Source organism: Noviherbaspirillum sp. UKPF54 (assembly GCF_007874125.1).
Classification (GTDB): Bacteria; Pseudomonadota; Gammaproteobacteria; order Burkholderiales; family Burkholderiaceae_D; genus Noviherbaspirillum.
Map to the genome: position 1 here is coordinate 3876245 of NZ_CP040128.1, position 19245 is coordinate 3895489.

Consider the following 19245-nt stretch of genomic DNA (forward strand, 5'->3'; position numbering starts at 1 on the left):
TTGCCGCCGGCGCGCTTACTCCATCGCTCCTTTCGATCGCTTTGCCCTGCGCAGGAAGTTCACCGCCCGGGCCAGCAGGCGATAGCCGCGCCCTTCCTTGTGTTCGAGGTCGTGCAGCAGCCATTGCTTGGTCAGCCAGAGGCGTCCCCTGGCTTCCTTGCGCGCGATATGGGCCAGGCTGGCCAGCACGGCAAGGCGGCTGCGGTAGATGTCGAGATGATGGATGTCGCGCCGCTGCGCCAGCAGGCGGTACTTGTAGCCGTAGCGCCCCTGCAGCAGATGGAAGCGCTTGCCACCGCGCGCGATGCCTTCGCAAATCGTGTGGTAGTAGCAGAGGATGCCGAGGCTGTAGTCGTTGTATTGCGGGTGGTGCGCGATGACATGCATGAAGTAGCTGTCGCCGATCCGGAAGCCGATCGCGCCTGCGCACACCTTGCCGTCGATGCGTGCCAGCCCGACGATGCCGCTGGTCCTGGCGAAGGCGGCGATCCAGTCGATCTCGGTGTCGTCGAAGCGGGGAACGATGTTCTTGCTCCTCATGCGCATGCAGCTCAGCGCGATGATGTCGCGCACGTCCTGCTCGCTGATGTCGCGCTCCAGGTGGAGCTCGTAGCGGTAGGTGGGAAACGCCTTGAGCAGGGCGCTCGAATAGCGCTTGATGTTGCGGCGCATGTTCTTGCCGACGGCGTTCTCGTAGTCCTTCACCGTTTCCGGCAGCGGCACCACCATGTCTTCGCTGCACACCATGGCATGCCGCGGCAGCTCGAGCGCATCGAGGTTCGCATGCACTTTCGGGAAGGTGACGCGCCGCACGGAGGGGTAGCGGCTGAACATGTGGCGGCAGAAGCGCTCGATTTCCGCGGCGTCCAGCGTCAGGTATTCGCTGACCACGCTCACCTCGTCGCGCGTGCGCCGGTAAGGCAGAACGGCGACAACCTTGCCGTCGCACCGGGCGACATAGCAGCTTGCCCCGGCTAGCGCGCCGGCCATCTCGAAATAGCGCGGGGAACAGTAGAGATGGCCGTACAGGCGGTCGATGTCGGCGGCGGCGAAGGCAGGCACCTCGTTTTCATGGCAGTCGATCTGCACCTGCTCCGCGCACGGCGCGCATTCGCCGCGCTGCGCATGGGGGGACAGTGGAAGCGTCGATCCGGCTGTTTTCATAGTTCTCCCGAAGTGCGTGCGTTGCCTGTTTCGCCCCATGCAGGAGGCTCCTTCCCGACCGCCGCCGACGCGTCGCCTGCTGCCGGGCGGCGCTGCCTGCGGATGCGGTCGAGCGAACGCTTGACGTTTCTGAGGCTGTTGAGGCCGTGGTAGGCGGCGCGGTTGAGCACGCTGGAATCATCCAGCCTTCTCGCCCGGTGCTCCATCCAGTTCTTCACCTCGTACATCCGCCCGCGCCAGGCGTGCCGCGCCGCCTGCGCACCATTGCGCAGCAGGTGCAGGCGCGAGCGGTAGACCAGCATGTGGCTCATGTCGCGCTGCACGCCGAGCAGGCGGTACTTGTATTCGTAGCGCCCCCACAGGAAGTGGTATTCGGCGCCCTTGCGCGCGATGCATTCGCAAATGGTGAGGTAGCAGCACAGCGTGCCGAGCCCGTAGTCGTCGTAGGCGGGGGCGTGCGCGATGACCTGCAGGAAGTAGTTGTCGGCGACGCGATAGTTGATCGTGCCGGCGCATACCTTGCCGTCGATCGTCATGACGGTCACCAGTCCGCAGCGGCGCACCATCTGCAGGATGCGGTCGGCCTCGGCATGGTCGATATACGAATCCTTGTACTTGCCGGCCATCCTGGCGCGGTTGAGTTCGATGATGGCGCGCACGTCGTCCTCGCTGGCGTCGCCGCCGTCGCGGGTCGTCCATGACACCGATGGAAAGCAGCGCTTGAGCTTGTTGAAGTAGCGCTTGATGTAGGCGCGCGTCGACTTGCCCAGCATGGCCTGATACTGATCCTCGCTGGCCGGCAGCGCCAGGACGATGTCCTGCGTGCACTTGGCCCCCATGAAGGGATAGCGCAGCCCCGCCGGCATGGCGTCGATGACCGGGAACGAGATCACGCTGGTGGCGGGGAAGCGCTCGAAGATGTGGCGCGCGAACGCGTCGATCACCGCGGGCGGGAACACGCATTGCTCGTTGATGACGCGCACCCGTTTGCCGTCGAAGCGAAACAGCACCACCGCGACGATCTCCGCGCCTTGCCGCAGCACGCAGGTGTGCGTACCGCCGCGCAGATTGCCATACACCGAGTGATAAGCTAGCGACGAATGCAGATGGCGGTACAGGCGGTCCAGCGGTTCGTGCGCGAACTGCGGCACCGCATCGCTATACATCGTGACCTCGATGCCTTGCATGGGCGTGATCCTCCAATCGTGTCCGCGCCTGCCGCAGCAGGCGCGAATCAAGCAACAAGCGATAAACTTCCAGGGAACTCGATAGACAAACGACTGCGCCGGAAAGCTCGCCGCCGGCGTACATCGCTGTTTTCATCTTTGTTCATGCAGGCGCTTAGCTCTATCCCAAGCCGCTGCTTTTTTGCGGACCATCAAACGGGCAGATGGCGCGACTCGCAGAGCAAATAGGCGACGTTGAAAGCAACATGCGCGAACTTGCGGGACATGACTCCGCCGCGCTCAGGAATCGACGATGACCCAGTCCGACGGGAAGAAGTGTTCCGGGTGATTCAGGTGATCGAGAGCATTCATGCGCCGCGTGCGCAGCACGATCTTGTCCGGATTCCGGTTGAGATAGGCGCCCCACCAGCTGAAGGAGCTGAAGCCGGTGGTGATGTTGTGGCGGCACCGGCTCATCAGGTGCAGGTCTTCGTAGCCGGCATCGGGCCCGTTATGGTCCACGTAGACGACCTTGCCGGGAAGCCTGAGGTTATCCTTCACCCATGCCATGTCGTCGGAAAAGACGAAGAAGCAGGGATCGGCCAGCCGCTCCCGCATCCAGTACGTCGCATTTCGATAATAGTTTTCCGTGACCACGCCCTCGTACCAGCTGCGGTACTCGGGATTGGTGACGACGTCGCCGCGCCGCACATGCAGGCTCACCGACTCGGTGGCGAGGATGCGCTCTTCGACCGCCTTGCTCTGCGCTGAAAGCGGCACCTTCAGGCTCAGCTCCTGCAGGATCAGCGCGCGGATCGGGTCGAAGTATTTATAGGAAAAGAAGCAGCCGCGCAGGATCGTGTCGTCGGGCAGGTCCATGAAGTGCGGCTTGTACCCCCAGTCGCCGCGCTCTTCCCTGAAAAAGCGCTTCTCGTTGCCGGACAGCTTGAGCAGCAGGCGCGCCGGATCGATGCCGTTGTCGCGCAGACGCCTTGCCGCGCTGCGCAGCAAGTCGTTCTCGCGCAGGCGGACCTTCAGCGCGCTGTACAGCCCCAGCCCCGACGCGCCCATCTTCTCGCCCTGTCCCGGCAAGCCGGGGTAGTGCGCTGCGATATTGAATTTATCCAGCTGAAACGAATGGCCGACATACTGGCCGTGGTCGACGCCGTTGCGGCAATCGGTGTCGACGTCGAGATACAGGCTGGTGTTGTGCTTGTGCGCGAGCGCGCGCGCGGCCGCGTACATGAAGAGCTGGTTGCCCAGCCCGCTATGGATCTGCACGACGATCATGGTGGTTTCCCCTTGCGACGATTGTTGCGGCGCGCCACCAGCTCAGCTGAGCTCAGCCCGCGGCGCTGGCAACCAAGTCCTCGTACCGGTTCTCGGACACGATGCGGCCCTTGTTGAGGCGATAGATCGCGTCGCATCCGCGCAGGGTGCCGATGCGATGCGCGATCATGACGATGGTGAGCTCGCGCCCCAGGCTTTCGATGGCCTGCATGACCGCCTCTTCGGTATCGGCGTCGAGCGCGCTGGTGGCTTCGTCGAACACCAGCACGGTGGCCTTCTTGTAGAGCGCGCGCGCGATCGCGATGCGCTGCCGCTGGCCGCCCGACAGGCGCACGCCGCGCTCGCCGACCGTGGTCGCGTAGCCTTCGGCGGTCGACTCGATGAACTCGGCGATCTGCGCCTGGCGCGCCGCCTCGCGCACCCGCGCCGCATCGATTTCCTCGGGCGGCAGGCCGAACGCGATGTTTTCCGCGAAAGACGCGTCGGTCAGGAAGATCATCTGCGGCACGTAGGCGATGTTGCGCTGCCAGGCCTGGCGCGCATTTTCGTCCAGCACGACATCGTCGACCAGGATGCGGCCTGCCGTCGGGCTCAGCAGCCCCAGCAGCAAGTCCATCGCGGTCGTCTTGCCGCTGCCGGTGACACCCACGAAACCGATGCGCGCGCCGTGCGGAATGACGAGGTTGAAGTCGCGCAACACCAGCGGCGAAGCCGGCTGGTAGCGGAACGACACATTGTCGAAGCGGATCGCGTCGCGAAAGGGCAGGGCCGGCAGCGCGCCCTTCCCGGCCGGCGCTTCGGACCGGGTGGAACGCGGTAGCGGGCGCTCCAGAAAATCCGTCACGTCGGACACGACGTCGAGGTTGCCCGATATGTATACCCAGCCCTGGTAGGTTTGCTGCAATAGCGGCATCAGGCGCTGCGCGCCCAGCGCCAGGGCGCCCAGCGTGGGGATGGTGGCGGCAATGCTGCCCTGGGATTCCGTGATGTAATAGCCGAGCAGCGCGATGAGGATGATGCCCAGCGCCTCGACCATGATGCGCGAGCTCGGGCCGCCGATGATGGCCGTGCTGGCCTGCGCCATGCGCATCGTCTTTTCGGTGTCGTGGAAGCGCCGGGTGTAGAACTCCTGGGTGTGGTCCAGCAGCACGTCGCGGATTCCCCCCAATCCTTCCTGGACCGATTGCACCCGCTTGCCGTAGGCGCGGTTGACCACCTGGCTGTTGCGCGCCAGCCGGCGCCGCGTGAAGATCGACATCAGCGCGTAGATGGTGCCGAAGCCGAGCAGGGCGATGCCCGCGATGACCGGGTCGATCAGCAGCAACGTCACGGTGATGAACAGCGCCATCAGGGAACTGCTGCAGATGATGAGCACGCTGGCGATGACGAACACCACGTTGTCCATCTTGTCGATGGCGCCGACGGTTTCGCTGCTGTTGCGCGCGACATGGAATTCGTACGACTGGTAAAGCGTGCGCCGGTAGACCTCGGTGCCGAGTTCATAGCCGAGGATGTAGTTGAGCCTGGTGGCCGCATAGATGACGGCAAAGCGGATCGCCCCCGAGATCACCACCGCCAGCGCGAAGATCACGGTCAGGCGCAGGCGCAGCTCGGCCGGGCTGGCGGCATTCAGGGTTTCCACGATGCGCGCCACGAACGGCCTTTGCATGGCCGCCACCGGGTCGGCCAGAATGGCCAGAAACGGCACCAGCGTGGCCAGGCTGAGCATCTCGGCCACGGCGCACACCAGCATCAGGAACAACAGGGGCGGCAACTGCCGGCGGCGCCGGGCGGGCAGGCAGGCGAGGAAACGGTTCAGACGTTGCACCGTCCCGCGATACTGTTTCATAGGATCTCCGCTACGGGGTTGCGCGCACGGCCGCAACCCGCGAATTGCTGAACAGGTGTTCTGATTGAAGATGCTGCCGACAGCGCACCGTGCTCCGATTGCGACGGATCAAAATTTCTCGCGCTTGCAAGCGCCGGCAGTGCCGGGGTTTGACGCATCACGGATGTCGTGTTTCCACTTGTACCATTTGCCCCACGCCTGGCAGGCCCGCAAGCCGCACTCTTGCAGTGCACGCGCATCGCAACGGTGCCTGCAGGTAAGGCATCGCATCCCACTTTGATGCGCATTCGGGACTGCCGCCATGGAATTGCACCCGAATCCGCTTGGCACACCGATTGCTAATGTTGGAATAAAGCAATCGCGCTGCACACGACAGGGAGTCCAACGCCGGGCTCCCCAGACAATGGGGTCTCATTATGAAAATCGTCGTCATCGGCCACGGCATGGTCGGCCACAAATTTCTGGAAAGCCTCGATGATGCGGGACTGCGCGATGCGCACGTCACCGTGCTGTGCGAGGAAGCACGCGCCGCTTACGACCGCGTGCATCTATCCGATTTTTTCTCTGGAAAATCCGCGGACGATCTGTCCCTGGTGCCGCCCGGCTTTTTCGAGCGCGACAACCTGCTGCTCAAATTAAATGCACGCGCCACCGCCATCGACCGCGCCAGCAAGACCGTCAGCGTCAGCAGCGGCGAAGTCCTGCCCTACGACAAGCTGGTCATCGCCACCGGCTCCTATCCATTCGTGCCGCCGGTGCCGGGCAAGGACCGCAAGGATTGCTTCGTCTATCGCACCATCGAGGACCTGGAAGCGATGCTGGAATGCGGCAGCCGCTCGGCGAGCGGCGTCGTGATCGGCGGCGGCCTCCTGGGTCTGGAGTGCGCCAAGGCACTGCGCGACATGCTGCTGCAGACGCACGTAGTCGAATTCGCACCGCGCCTGATGGCGGCGCAGGTCGACGAGGGCGGCGGGCGCATGCTGCGCAAGAAGATTGAAGAGCTGGGCGTGGCCGTGCACACGCAAAAGAACACCGTCGAGATCGTCGACGGCGAACAGGCGCGCCATCGCATGGTGTTCGCCGACGGCACCCACCTCGAAACGGACATGATCGTGTTCTCTGCCGGCATCCGGCCGCGCGACGAACTGGCGCGCGCCGGCGGCCTGGAGACCGGCCCGCGCGGCGGCATCGTCATTGGCAACGATTGCCGCACCTCCGATCCCGACATCTATGCGATCGGCGAGTGCGCGCTGTGGGACGGCCAGATCTTCGGCCTGGTCGCGCCGGGCTATCACATGGCGCGCGTCGCCGCGAAACACCTGGCGGGGCAAGCGGCCGAGTTCGGCGGCGCGGACATGAGCACCAAGCTGAAGCTGATGGGCGTCGATGTCGCCAGCATCGGCGACGCGCTCGGCGTTACTGCCGCGGCCCGCGCCTACCAGTTCAGCGACGAGCGCAGGCAGGTGTACAAGAAGATCGTCGTTTCCGAATGCGGCAAGCACTTGCTGGGCGCGGTGCTGGTGGGCGACGCGGCCGAATACGGCACGCTGCTGCAAATGATGCTGAACAAGATCGAGTTGCCGGAAGCGCCGGAATTCCTGATCCTGCCGCAAAGCGACGGCAAGGCCAAGCCCGGCATCGGCGTGGACGCACTGCCGGCGTCCGCGCAGATCTGTTCCTGCAACAACGTCTCCAAGGGCCAGCTGTGCGACGCGGTCGCGAACGGTGCGACCAACGTGGTCGAAATGAAGTCTTGCACCGGCGCCGGCACCGCCTGCGGCGGCTGCGTGCCGCTGGTGACCCAGGTGATGAAGGCCGAAATGAAGAAGCGGGGCCTGGCCGTCAACAACCACCTGTGCGAGCACTTCGCGTACTCGCGCCAGGAGTTGTTCCACCTGATCCGCGTGGGCGACATCAAGACCTTCGACGCATTGCTTGACAAGCACGGCAAGGGTCTGGGCTGCGACATCTGCAAGCCGGTCGCCGCCAGCATCTTCGCGTCGTGCTGGAACGACTTCGTGCTCAACAGGGAGCACGCCGGCCTGCAGGATTCGAACGACTACTTTCTCGGCAATATCCAGAAGGATGGCACCTATTCTGTCGTGCCGCGCATGCCGGGCGGCGAGGTCACGCCCGAGGGGCTGATCGCGGTCGGCCAGGTGGCGAAGAAATACGGCCTGTACACCAAGATCACCGGCGGTCAGCGCGTGGACCTGTTCGGCGCGCGCGTCGATCAGCTGCCGGAGATCTGGGAAGAGCTGATCGCGGCCGGCTTCGAGTCGGGACACGCCTACGGCAAGTCGCTGCGCACCGTCAAATCCTGCGTCGGCTCGACCTGGTGCCGCTATGGCGTGGACGACAGCGCGGGGCTGGCGATCGAGCTGGAAAACCGCTACAAGGGCTTGCGCGCGCCGCACAAGATCAAGTTCGGCGTATCCGGCTGCACCCGCGAATGCGCCGAGGCGCAGGGCAAGGACGTGGGCGTGATCGCCACCGAAAAGGGCTGGAACCTGTACGTGTGCGGCAACGGCGGCATGAAGCCGCGCCATGCCGAACTGCTGGCGTCGGACCTGTCGAAGGAAGACCTCATCAAATATATCGACCGCTTCCTGATGTTCTATATCCGCACCGCCGATCGCCTGCAGCGCACCAGCGTATGGCGCGACAACCTCGAAGGCGGCCTCGATTACCTCAAGGAAGTCGTCATCGACGACAGGCTGGGCCTGGCCGCGGAACTGGAAGCCGACATGCAGCGCGTGATCGACACCTACGCCTGCGAATGGAAGAACGCCGTCACCGATCCAGAGACGCGCAAGCGCTTCCGCCAGTTCGTCAACAGCGACCAGCCGGACGAGCACGTGGTGTTCGTCGAGGAGCGCGGCCAGATCCGCCCGGCGACGCCGCAGGAACGCAAGATCATTCCCATCAATGCCAAGGTAGCGTGAGGAAAAAGCCATGACACACGAATTCAAGACGACCACCTGGAGCCCGGTCTGCAGCATCGACGACATCGTTCCCAACACCGGCGTGTGCGCCCGGGTCAAGGACCGGCACGTCGCGGTGTTCCGCGTCAGCGACAAGGCGCCGCGCCTGTTCGCCATCGACAACTACGATCCCAACGCGCAGGCCAGCGTGCTCTCGCGCGGGCTGGTCGGCAACGCGGGCGAGCGCATCGTGGTCGCCTCGCCCATCTACAAGCACCACTTCGATCTGCGAAACGGCCAGTGCCTGGAAGCGCCCGAAAATTCCGTCAATGCCTATCCGGTGCGCGTCGAAAACCGCACGGTCTGGGTCGCCGTCTGAGCGCCGCAACGAACAGAATCCCAATTAACCGCAGCACCAGGAACAGGAAGGAAACATCATGGCTTATCTCGCGCCCTCGGAATTCGTCACCAAGATGGTGGACGCCGGCGAATCGAAAATCTTCATGTCGACCAGGGATACCCTGATCCGAGCCTACATGGCCGGCGCCATCCTCTGCCTGGCGGCGGCGTTCGCGGTGACGATCAATGTCCAGACCGGCCAGCCGCTGCTGGGCGCGGTGCTGTTCCCGGTCGGTTTCTGCATCCTGTACTTGCTCGGCTACGACCTGCTGACCGGCGTGTTCGTGCTGTCGCCGCTGGCCTTGCTGGACAAGCGCCCCGGCGTGACGCTGGGCGGCGTGCTGAAGAACTGGGGGCTGGTATTCGTCGGCAACTTCGCCGGCGCATTCACCGTCGCCGTCCTGATGGCGATCACCTTCACCTACGGCTTCTCGGTCGAGCCCAATGCCGTGGGCAAGGCGATCGGCGTGATCGGCGAAAACCGCACGCTGGGTTACGCGAAATACGGCGCGGCCGGCATGCTCACCCTGTTCGTGCGCGGCATGCTGTGCAACTGGATGGTATCGACCGGCGTGGTCGGCGCGATGATTTCCACCACCGTTCCCGGCAAGGTGATCGCGATGTGGATGCCGATCATGGTCTTCTTTTACATGACCTTCGAGCACTCGGTGGTGAACATGTTCCTGTTCCCGTCGGGCCTGCTGTTAGGCGGACATTTCTCGCTCATGGATTACCTGGTCTGGAACGAGCTGCCGACGGTCCTGGGCAACCTGGTCGGCGGGCTGACCTTCACCGGGCTGACGCTGTACACCACCCACGTGAAGACCGCGCCCAAGCGCGCCTTCTGATCCGCATCCCGGCAAGAGAGCCCCGGCGCCGGGGCTCTCTTCTTTCGGCATCCACCATGAGCGGTCAACTGCACATCTCCTTCGGCCAGCACTCCGACAAGGGACGCAAGCACACCAACCAGGATTTCCACGGCATCTGCGTGCCGCAGGAGCCGCAGCTCGGCTCCAAGGGCATCGCCGTAGCCATCGCCGACGGCATCAGCAGCAGCGACGTCAGCCATATCGCCAGCCAGGCGGCGGTGGCCGGCATCCTGCAGGATTACTACTGCACCTCGGACGCCTGGTCGGTGAAGACCTCGGTCGAGCGCGTGCTGGCCGCCGCCAACTCCTGGCTGCACGCGCAGACCCGGCAAGGCCAGTACCACCTCGACCAGGACCGCGGCTACGTCTGCACCTTGAGCGCCATGGTCATCAAGTCGACCACCGCGCACCTGTTCCACGTCGGCGACGCGCGCATCTACCAGCTGCACGGCAGGCGGCTCGAACAGCTTACCAACGACCACCGGGTATGGATGTCGCGCGACCAAAGCTATCTCGGCCGCGCGCTAGGCATCAATCCCCAGCTGGAGATCGACTACCGCGCACTGCAGGTGGAGCAGGGCGACATCTTCCTGCTGGCCACGGACGGCGTCCACGAATACGCCGGCGCCGACTGCATCGCCGCCGCCGTCGAGCTTCACGCGAACGATCTCGACCAGGCGGCCAGGATCATCGTCGACGAAGCCTGGCGGCAGGGCAGCCCGGACAATCTCACCGTCCAGCTGGTGCGGATCGACGCCTTGCCCGATCCGCAGGCAAGCGAGATGGTCCGGCGCCGCGGCATGCTGCCGCTGCCGCCGCTGCTGGAGCCGCGCATGGCGTTTGACGGGTACAGGATCATCCGCGAAGTGCATGCCAGCAGCCGCAGCCATGTCTACCTGGCGGTGGACGGCGAGACCGGCGAGCACGTCGCCATCAAGACACCGTCCATCGACCTGCGCGACGATCCGTCCTACCTGGAGCGGTTCGTGCTGGAGGAGTGGATCGCGCGCCGCATCGACAGCGCGCATGTGCTCAAGCCCTGCCGGCAAACCCTCAAGCGCAACTTCCTGTACGTCGCCACCGAATTCGTCGACGGCCAGACGCTGTCGCAGTGGATGATCGATCACCCGCAGCCGGACCTGGAAACGGTGCGCGGCATGGTCGAGCAGATCGCCCGGGGATTGCGCGCCTTTCACCGGCTGGAAATGGTGCACCAGGACCTGCGGCCCGATAACATCATGATCGACCGAACCGGCACCGTCAAAATCATCGATTTCGGCGCGACCAGCGTCGCCGGCATCCTGGAAAGCGCGCCGCCGGCCGAGCGCCAATCCCTGCTCGGCACCGCGCAATACACGGCCCCCGAATATTTTCTGGGCGAGCACGGTTCGCCGCGCTCGGATCTGTTTTCGCTGGGCGTGATCGCCTACCAGATGCTGGCGGGGCGCCTGCCGTACGGCGCGCAAGTCGCCAAGGCGCGCACCCCTGCCGCCCAGCGGCGGCTGCAGTACGACTGTGCGCTCGGCCTGAACCGCAAGATCCCGGCCTGGGTCGACGACGCGATCAGGAAGGCGGTCCATCCCGATCCGCGCAAGCGTTACGAGGCATTGTCCGAGTTCGTATTCGATTTGCATCATCCGAACCCGGCCTTTCTCCGCCGCGCGCGCCTGCCGCTGATCGAACGCCATCCCGTAGCTTTCTGGAAAGGCGTTTCCTTCGTGTTAATGACGATCGTGATCGGCGCGCTGCTGCGCGCGGCGTTCAGGTAAGCGGCACAAAACGATGCGCGGAACGCCGTTACAGCTGCTTACGATTGAAACAGTGCAATAAAGACTTTATGCGTGCGTCAGGCGTTTCTCCCTGTAAGAATCACCTCGTTGAATCTTTTGGAGAGTAACCATGCAAGCAAGCAAACAGTCCGGCCACATCCATCCCCTCATGGCCGGCGCCGCCGCGTCCGTCATCCTGGTCAGCCTGGTCGCTGCCGCCGCCATCGTCGGCATCATCCCCAATTCGCACAGCACGGCTGTCGACACCGAACACGCCGCGCCTCAGGCCGTCATGGCCGCCCCCGCTCCGGCGCCCGTCCAGCAAGCCGCCGCCGCGCCCGTCGTCAAGGAAGTGGTGGAGCACAAGACCGTCGTGCATCACCAGTATGTGCAGCATCGCGCCAGGCCGGTCCAAGTCGCCCAGGCAGCGCCCGCGCCGCAGTACGCGCCGGCCCCGGCATACCAGCAGCCTGCACCCGCCGCGCAGAACAGCCCGGTCGGCATCGGCGTGGGCGCGGTCGTCGGCGGATTGATCGGCAGCCAGGTCGGCGGCGGCAACGGCAAGACGCTGGCGACGATCGCCGGCGCGGTCGGCGGCGGCTACCTCGGCAATGAAATCGCCAAGAAGAGCCAGTAACGTCCAAGCCGGTCATCGGCCCCTTGCGAGAACACGATCATGTCAAACAGACTAATCATAGCCTCCATCCTCGCCCTGCCGCTGGCGGCCGGCGCCACCGAATACCGCACAGTCGAGCGGCCGCGGCAGGAATGCTGGAATGAGCAGGTGCCGGTCCAGACAGCGAGCGCCGATTACGGCGGCGCCATCATCGGCGGACTGGCCGGCGGCATCCTCGGCAATCAGGTCGGCGGCGGCAACGGCAAGACGATTGCGACCGCGGTCGGCGCCATGACCGGCGCGGTCGTCGGCGACCGCATGTCCGCGCGCGGCCCGTCGTATCAGACACAGACCGTGCGGCGCTGCCGCACCGTGGTCGAGCACGTGCAGGTCCCCGTCGTGCGCGAGCAAGTCCCGGTCTATGTCGAACCGCAGCCGGTCTACGTGCAGCCGCAGCCGGTGTACGTCCAGCCGCGCCCGGTGGTGGTGGTCGAGCAGCCGGCCTATTTCGTGGGGCGCGAGGAATACCGCTACGGCGGCTGGGGCAGGGGGCACGAGCATCACCGCCATCATCACCACGACGACGATGACTGACAGCGCGCCGGCTTCATCGGCCATTGTGCTGGCGCACATAAGAAGTTCTTGTCTTCGGCGAAGGTGGTCTGCTAGGCTAGCATCTATATTTTTTGCGTAACCACGGAGGTGCAACCTTGCGCGGCTCTAGCTGGAAATACCGGGACGACTATGCGAACGTCGCCCCACTCAAGGCGCTGATGACAGCCATGCCGATGACGGCACAGCAGCATACGGCGGTACTCCAGAAACGGATAGAACGCAGACGGCAGCTGGAAACAGCCAAGGAACTGAAGGCGGCAGCGGACGACAACCTCTGGTAACGACGCTCCGGCAGCCGTGGCGAACGCACCATCCGGCGCCCCGGCACCGCACGCACACATGAAAAAAGGCCCGCAGTCGCGGGCCTTTGTCTTATCTGCGCTTATCCGCTCTTCTTCAGGCACTCGCTCATGAACTTCTTGCGATCCGCGCCTTTCATGTCCTTGGCTTCGGCGTTACAGGATTTCATTTTCTCCTGTTGCGCCTTTTGCGCGTCGCTGACTTTCGGCTTGCTGCTCAGGCACTCTTTCATGAACGCCTTGCGCTCGTCGCCTTTCTTGTCGGCGGCATCCTTGTTACAGGCCGCCATCTTCTGCTGTTGCGCCGTTGCGGCAAACGTGGGCTGAAATACGAAGGGGGCAAGAAGCAAGGCTGCTGCAAAGAACTTCTTCATACGGCTCTCCTTGGTAGAGGGTTGACAACATACTGCAGGCTCCCACTATACGAGGAAATTGCAAATGTGTGAAATCAAGAAGGCAAGCCGTTTTTTCTGAAAATTGGTGCACGGAGCGGGCGGCGCCCCCTTCTCCGTGCGCGATTCAAGCGGCAAATGTCGATGCCGTCCAAGCGGCGGTTGCGACTCCCGCCTCAGGCGGCATGAGTGCCGGCCACCAGGATCGAGACATTAGGAAGCGCCTTGAATGGCGCCAGTTGCGCCGGCGTGGCGTCGGCATCCGTGACCAGGGTCCACGGGCGCTCCAGCGGCGTCCACGCCTGTTGCCCGGCAAAGCCCAGCTTGGAGGCATCGGCCAGCACGAACACCTCGCTCGCCTGGTCGATCATCTTCCCCTTGAGCGCCGCCTGCTCCTGGTTCGCCTCGCACAAGCCGCGCCCCGCGACCAGGCCGTCGGCGCCGAGAAATACCTTGTCGGCCGTCATCCTGCCCAGGGTCAGTTCCGCGAGCGGACCGACGGTTCCCATGCTCATTTTGCGCAGGCTGCCGCCCAGCACGGTCAAGGAAATGTCGGGGTCGTTGGCCAGCGCGGTCAAGGCGGTGATGTTGTTCGTGATGACATGAAGATCGTGGCGCCCGCGCAACTGGCGTGCCAGGGCGGCGACGGTGGTGCCGACATCGAGGATGAGCGTTTCGCCCGCATGGATCTGCGCGGCGGCCAGGCGCGCGATCGCCTCCTTGCGCGCGCGATGGACATGGATGCGTTCGCTCAGCGGCGATTCGCGGCGGTCCGTCGGCGACAACGCGGCCCCGCCGTAGGTGCGCACGACGCGACCGCTGTTGGCCAGCTCGGCGAGATCGCGGCGGATGGTGGACTCGGACACGCCGAAATGGCGGCTCAGCGCCTCAACGTTGGCCTCTTCGCTGGAGACGATGCCGAGAATCGCGTTCCGCCGTTTTTCCGTTTTATTGTTTGCCATATGAGGAGAAGCCCGCTTTCGATGTGGCGTAATTTACCCGATGGGCGCGCAAAACAAAATGCCACGCACCCGGCGTGGCATTTTCCCATATGGGCGCGGCTGGCCGCTAAGCGCGGCGCGTGGCCAGGCCGACCGCCTGGCGCAGTGCTTCCAGCATGCTGCCCTCGTCGGCGATGCCTTTGCCCGCGATGTCGAACGCGGTGCCGTGGTCGACCGAGGTGCGGATCACCGGCAGGCCCACCGTGATATTGACGCCCGCTTCCAGTCCCATGACTTTCACCGGCCCGTGGCCCTGGTCGTGGTACATCGCGACCACCAGGTCGAAGTCGCCGCGCGCGGCGCGGAAGAACAGGGTGTCCGCCGGCAGCGGACCCTCGACGCTGCGCCCCAGCGCGCGCTGGGCTTGCACGGCCGGAATGATTTTTTCCTCTTCCTCGCCGCAGCCGAACAAGCCGTTCTCGCCCGCGTGCGGGTTGATGCCGCACACGCCGATGCGGGGATTGGCGATACCCGAACGCACCAGCGTGTCGTAGCCGCGCGCAATCGTCCGCTCCACCAGGCCCGTCTCGATTTTTTTGATCGCGTCGAGCAAGCCGATGTGCGTCGTCACGTGGATCACGCGCAGGTTCGGCGCCACCAGCATCATCGACACTTCCGGCGTATTCGTGAGCTTCGCCAGCATTTCGGTATGCCCCGGGAAGAGATGGCCGCCGGCATGCAGCGCTTCCTTGTTCAATGGCGCGGTGCAGATCGCGTCGATCTCCTGCCGCATCGCCAGTTGCACGGCGCGCTCGATATAGCAGTAGGCGGCATGACCGCACAGCGCGGACAATTGGCCGAACGGGTAGTTGGGCGGGATCAGCCCCAGGTCGATGCACTCGACCACGCCATATTCATAGCTCGCCGCCGCGACGCTGTCGATGGCATGCAGCTGCAGCTTGCTGCCGACGATCTGCGCCGCTTCGCGCAGGCGCGTGATGTCGCCGATGACCACCGGCCTGCACTGCTGGTACAGGTCCCTGGCCGCCAGGCTTTTCATGATGATTTCCGGGCCGACGCCGGCGGCGTCGCCCATGGTGATGGCAATGATGGGGCGGTACATTAAGAAGCTTTCCTGTGGGATGAGGTGGAGCCGGCGCCGGCCCGCGCCTGGCGCAGCGTTTCGTGGCAGCGCAGCAGCGTATCGCGGGAACCGAAGGCGCCGGCCTTGGTAATGACGGGGATCGGCCTGATGCCGGCGGCAACCGACAGCGGCACCCCCGGCTCGACTTCGCCGGCCAGGCGCAGCCCGGTCGATCCCATCGCGGACAGAATCGCCCGCGCGGTTTCGCCGCCGGTGGAAATCACCGCGCCGATGTGCGCGGCAAGCGGCGCGACCAGCTGCGCCAGCGCCTGGCACAGCTGCAGGCCTTCTCCCATGTTGACCGGCTCTTCCCGGCCGATCAGGATCAGCACGTCGCATTTTTTCCGCAACAGCGCCTCCAGCGTGCGCTGGATCTGCTGCCATTGCGGATGCGACTGGCCCTGCCGCAGGATGCCCGTAGCCACCTCGACGCGCTCGATCCCGCCGCCGGCAAAGAGGCACTCCGCCTGCGCGCGCGACACGCTCGACAGGCTGCCGACGACCGTGAGGATCGATCCATCGGCGATGACGGGAACCGCCTGCGCCGGCTTGCCGGAGGCGTGCGCGGCGGCCGGCAAATGATTGGCCAGCCCGGCCGAGCCGACCCAGAAGCGCGGCACCGTCATCGGCAGCGAGGCCTGCGCGATGGTGCGCAGGTCGGCGTCGGCCGCCACGTCGCAGACGACCGCCTGCACGCCGTCGCGTGCGCATGTTTCGAGCCGGGCGCGCACGTGCTGCGCGCCCTGCCTGATCTCGTCCAGGCCGAGCGACGCGGCCTTGATGCCGTGGCGCGCCAGCATGCCCGGGATATGGGCGGTGCCGGCGATGCCTTCGCCGCGCCAGATTTCCGTTTCTTCGAGCGGCGCATCGTTGAGGTATTGATGGCCGTTGCGGGTGAAGCGGCCAGCCTGAGGAAATGCCGGGGCGACGATGGCCAGCCCCGCCTGGTCGATGATGGCGGCGAGTTCCTGCGCAAAATTGCCGCGCAGGGTGGAGTCGATTTTCTTGTAGAGCAGCTGGCCCGGGGTGCGGTAGCGCGCGCACAGCTCGCGGTGGATTTCCGCCGCCTCGGCCGCCGGCAGGCGCCGCGTGTCCGCGTCGATCGAGACCACCTGCGCCGCCTCAAGCTCGGCGCCTTGCGCTGCCTGCCGGTCGATAATGACCAGCGCCTCCAGCCCCGCCTTGACGAAGGCGCTGGCGCAATCGGCTGCGCCGGACAGATCGTCGGCGATGATCACTGTCTGCGTCATGGGAACCCTGCCTCAGGCCGACTTGGGGTTCGCCGCCGGCGCCGCTTCAACGCCGGCCTGCGCCGTCTTCTGCCTGGCCACCCACGCGGTCACGATCGGCACCAGGATCGCGGTGACGACGACGGAAGCCGCCACGATGATGGTTGCGGACTTCGCCGCATCGGCGTAGACCGGGTTGGCGGCGGCGATAATGGCCGGCACCGTGGCGGCATTGCCGGCCGTGCTGGCCGCGGCCACGCCTGCCACGCCGTTGCCGCCGATGGCGCGGTCGACGAGGTACAGCGGGATGCCGGTGACGATCACCACCGCGACACCCATGCCCAGGCCCAGCAGGCCGGCCTGCCAGACCTTGCCCAGGTCGAGGCCGGCGCCCAGCGCAAACGCGAAGAAGGGCAGCATGACCGGCACCGCCTTGCTCAGGAACGCGCGCATGTCGCGGTCAAGATGACCGAGCAGCATGCCGATCGCCAGCGGCAAAATGCTGCCCACCAGGGTAGGCCAGGGGAACGCCGACAAGCCGGCCACGCCGAGCGTCACCATGGTCAGGAACGGGCCGGATTCGACCGACATCACCGAGTAGGCGCCGACGTCTTCCGGCTTGCCGTACTGCCCCATCAACGCCATGTACAGGCCGCCGTTGGTATCGTTCATCGCCGCCACGATCGCCAAGGCGGACAGCCCGGCGAACAAGCCGCCGGACACCGGCGCTTCGCCCAGGTAGTGGCCCAGAATCAATCCCAGCACGATGCCCATGCCGACCTTGACGGCGAACAGCGAGCCGCCTTTTTTCAGGATGTAAGGCGTCGCCTTGACATCGATACTCGCGCCCATGCAGACATAAAAAACGGCAAGAATCGGCAAGGCGCCGGTAAACAGCGCCCCGGTAAAGGAACCGAAAAATTTGGGGGTGCTGGGGAAGAATGTGGTGATGACCGCGCCCAGCAAGAGGGGCACGATCATCATGCCGCCGGGAATACGGTCAAGCGTACGCTTGATAGGAACCTGTCTCATTGTCTCCGCCTTTACGAATTAAAAAATTTGCAATCGCGTAATTTGAAAATGCTCGATACACGCATTTCGTGAGACAAGGATAACGGAATCCCTATATTTTTGCGCATTTTACGCAATTTATTTTTTCAATGACTGTTTTGCGCATTTTAGGATAGCGCTAGGCAATAGTTCGGCGTGCCATTGACCAGTTGAATGCAGCGGCCTGCCCGCGCCCCCGCGAACGGCTGACTGGTAGACGGTATGGTCAAAAGGCAGGATGCGGCGCGCGCCGCCATCGGCAGCCGCGAACGCAGGGCCAGGGGCGGCGTGGCGACGAAGGCTGGTACTCCACGGCAGCCTTGTCCGGAACGCCGACGGCCCCATCCGCGAGGGTCGTGGCGAGGCTAGTCGTATCTGGCTTCAGAAACCGGCGACAACCCGCAACGCCCGCTCCACGTCCGCGCGGCTCACGTCGAGATGCGTCACCCAGCGGATGCGTTTCATCGCACGCTCCCTGGCGCGGAAGTAGCCGGCGGTGACGCGCACGTCGTTGTCGGCGAGATGCTGCAAGAACGCATCCGCGATGTCGGCGTCGATATCGAAAAACACGATATTGGTCTGCGCCGCATGCGCCGTGGCGCGACCTTTCAGTTTCGCGTGGGAAGACGCGGCCTCGGCGAGTCCCTCGGCCAGCAGGCGCGCGTTGGCATGGTCTTCGGCGAGGCGATGCACGTGATGTTGCAGCGCATGGATGCCCGCCGCCGCAAGCATGCCGGCCTGGCGCATGCCGCCGCCCAGCATCTTGCGGATGCGCCGTGCCTCTTTGATGAAATCGCGCGAGCCCAAGAGCAGCGATCCCACCGGCGCGCCCAGCCCCTTCGACAGGCACAGCGACACCGAGTCGTACGACTGCGCCAGCTCGCGCGCCTTGTGCACCGGATCGCCGCCGTCGGCCAGCGCCACCGCCGCGTTGAACAGGCGCGCGCCGTCGATATGCGTGCGCAAGCCGTGGCGCTGCGCCAAGGCGACCACATCGCGCATATAGGCCAGCGGCAGCACCTTGCCGCCGGTGGTGTTTTCCATCACCACCAGGCGCGTTTTGGCGAAATGCGGATCATCGACCTTGATCGCGCCTTCGATATCGGCCAGCGCGATGGTGCCGTCCGGCTGGTGCTCCAGCGGCTGCGGCTGAATCGAGCCGAGCACCGCCATGCCGCCCGCTTCCCAGCGATAGGTATGCCACATCTGGCCGACAATCGCCTCGTCGCCGCGCTGGCAATGCGTCATCAGCGCAATCAGGTTGGTCTGCGTGCCGCTCGGCGCGAACAGCGCCGCCTCGAAGCCCAGCATCTGCGCGCCCAGTTCCTGCAAGCGGTTCACGCTCGGATCGTCGCCAAACACATCGTCGCCCAGCGGCGCGGCCAGCATCGCCTGTTTCATCGCCGGTGTCGGTTGGGTGACGGTGTCGCTGCGGAAGTCGCTCATGGTTGTCCTCGGTTGAAAAATCCGGGGACATTATCGGACTTTTATGCGGGCGTGGAGGGATTCTTAGACGAGAATATCTGTGA

At 64.8% G+C, this 19245-nt stretch carries 17 protein-coding genes; 7 read left to right on the forward strand and 10 right to left on the reverse strand.

All coding sequences use genetic code 11. The annotated features are described in order from the left end of the window. Positions 1-15 precede the first annotated feature (15 nt). The 4 genes from FAY22_RS17935 to FAY22_RS17950 all read right to left on the reverse strand — a co-directional run bounded on the left by FAY22_RS17935 (position 16) and on the right by FAY22_RS17950 (position 5469). On the reverse strand, positions 16-1164 hold the full coding sequence (locus FAY22_RS17935; RefSeq protein WP_168204877.1) for a GNAT family N-acetyltransferase: 1149 nt from the start codon (positions 1162-1164) through the stop codon (positions 16-18). Then, positions 1161-2351 carry a GNAT family N-acetyltransferase gene (locus tag FAY22_RS17940; protein ID WP_146331723.1) on the reverse strand — a complete coding sequence of 397 codons (1191 nt, stop codon included), beginning with the start codon at positions 2349-2351 and terminating at the stop codon, positions 1161-1163. The genes FAY22_RS17935 and FAY22_RS17940 overlap by 4 nt, the downstream gene beginning before the upstream one ends. Before the next feature lie 279 nt (positions 2352-2630). After that, complete coding sequence (locus FAY22_RS17945) at positions 2631-3620, reverse strand: alpha-1,2-fucosyltransferase (protein WP_146331725.1); 990 nt, start codon at positions 3618-3620, stop codon at positions 2631-2633. A gap of 52 nt (positions 3621-3672) precedes the next feature. Continuing rightward, positions 3673-5469: an ABC transporter ATP-binding protein gene (locus FAY22_RS17950; RefSeq protein WP_146331727.1), complete on the reverse strand. Its 1797-nt coding sequence runs from the start codon at positions 5467-5469 to the stop codon at positions 3673-3675. Positions 5470-5885: 416 nt separating this feature from the next. Here FAY22_RS17950 and nirB point away from each other — a divergent pair, with 416 nt between their 5' ends. The 7 genes from nirB (at position 5886) to FAY22_RS17985 (ending at position 12942) form a co-directional block, all read left to right on the forward strand. Continuing rightward, positions 5886-8414 (forward strand): nitrite reductase large subunit NirB, encoded by a 2529-nt coding sequence (gene nirB / locus FAY22_RS17955; protein WP_146331729.1) that lies wholly within the window; start codon positions 5886-5888, stop codon positions 8412-8414. A gap of 10 nt (positions 8415-8424) precedes the next feature. Beyond that, positions 8425-8772, forward strand: a complete 348-nt coding sequence (gene nirD, locus FAY22_RS17960; protein ID WP_146331731.1) for a nitrite reductase small subunit NirD — start codon at positions 8425-8427, stop codon at positions 8770-8772. Positions 8773-8830: 58 nt separating this feature from the next. After that, positions 8831-9640, forward strand: a complete 810-nt coding sequence (locus FAY22_RS17965; RefSeq protein ID WP_146331733.1) for a formate/nitrite transporter family protein — start codon at positions 8831-8833, stop codon at positions 9638-9640. A gap of 56 nt (positions 9641-9696) precedes the next feature. After that, positions 9697-11430 (forward strand): bifunctional protein-serine/threonine kinase/phosphatase, encoded by a 1734-nt coding sequence (locus FAY22_RS17970; protein WP_146331735.1) that lies wholly within the window; start codon positions 9697-9699, stop codon positions 11428-11430. A 130-nt stretch (positions 11431-11560) separates the two neighbouring features. Continuing rightward, positions 11561-12067 (forward strand): glycine zipper 2TM domain-containing protein, encoded by a 507-nt coding sequence (locus FAY22_RS17975; RefSeq protein ID WP_146331737.1) that lies wholly within the window; start codon positions 11561-11563, stop codon positions 12065-12067. Positions 12068-12106: 39 nt separating this feature from the next. Then, entirely contained in the window at positions 12107-12640 is a 534-nt protein-coding gene (locus FAY22_RS22455) for a glycine zipper 2TM domain-containing protein (protein WP_146331739.1), read from the forward strand. 116 nt (positions 12641-12756) lie between these two features. Further along, positions 12757-12942, forward strand: coding sequence for a hypothetical protein (locus FAY22_RS17985; RefSeq protein ID WP_146331741.1), 186 nt, complete (start codon positions 12757-12759; stop codon positions 12940-12942). Between the two features lie 101 nt (positions 12943-13043). On the opposite strand, the gene FAY22_RS17990 is transcribed toward FAY22_RS17985, so the two are convergent. The 6 genes from FAY22_RS17990 to ltaE all read right to left on the reverse strand — a co-directional run bounded on the left by FAY22_RS17990 (position 13044) and on the right by ltaE (position 19162). Further along, positions 13044-13334 carry a PsiF family protein gene (locus FAY22_RS17990; RefSeq protein ID WP_146331743.1) on the reverse strand — a complete coding sequence of 97 codons (291 nt, stop codon included), beginning with the start codon at positions 13332-13334 and terminating at the stop codon, positions 13044-13046. A 194-nt stretch (positions 13335-13528) separates the two neighbouring features. Continuing rightward, positions 13529-14314 (reverse strand): DeoR/GlpR family DNA-binding transcription regulator, encoded by a 786-nt coding sequence (locus FAY22_RS17995; protein ID WP_146331745.1) that lies wholly within the window; start codon positions 14312-14314, stop codon positions 13529-13531. Between the two features lie 106 nt (positions 14315-14420). Beyond that, positions 14421-15416: a 4-hydroxythreonine-4-phosphate dehydrogenase PdxA gene (gene pdxA / locus FAY22_RS18000; RefSeq protein WP_146331747.1), complete on the reverse strand. Its 996-nt coding sequence runs from the start codon at positions 15414-15416 to the stop codon at positions 14421-14423. Next, complete coding sequence (locus tag FAY22_RS18005) at positions 15416-16687, reverse strand: four-carbon acid sugar kinase family protein (protein ID WP_146331750.1); 1272 nt, start codon at positions 16685-16687, stop codon at positions 15416-15418. The genes pdxA and FAY22_RS18005 overlap by 1 nt, the downstream gene beginning before the upstream one ends. Before the next feature lie 12 nt (positions 16688-16699). Beyond that, positions 16700-17698: a 2-keto-3-deoxygluconate permease gene (locus FAY22_RS18010; RefSeq protein ID WP_146331752.1), complete on the reverse strand. Its 999-nt coding sequence runs from the start codon at positions 17696-17698 to the stop codon at positions 16700-16702. A gap of 399 nt (positions 17699-18097) precedes the next feature. Then, positions 18098-19162 (reverse strand): low-specificity L-threonine aldolase, encoded by a 1065-nt coding sequence (ltaE, locus tag FAY22_RS18015; RefSeq protein WP_146331754.1) that lies wholly within the window; start codon positions 19160-19162, stop codon positions 18098-18100. Positions 19163-19245 lie beyond the last annotated feature (83 nt).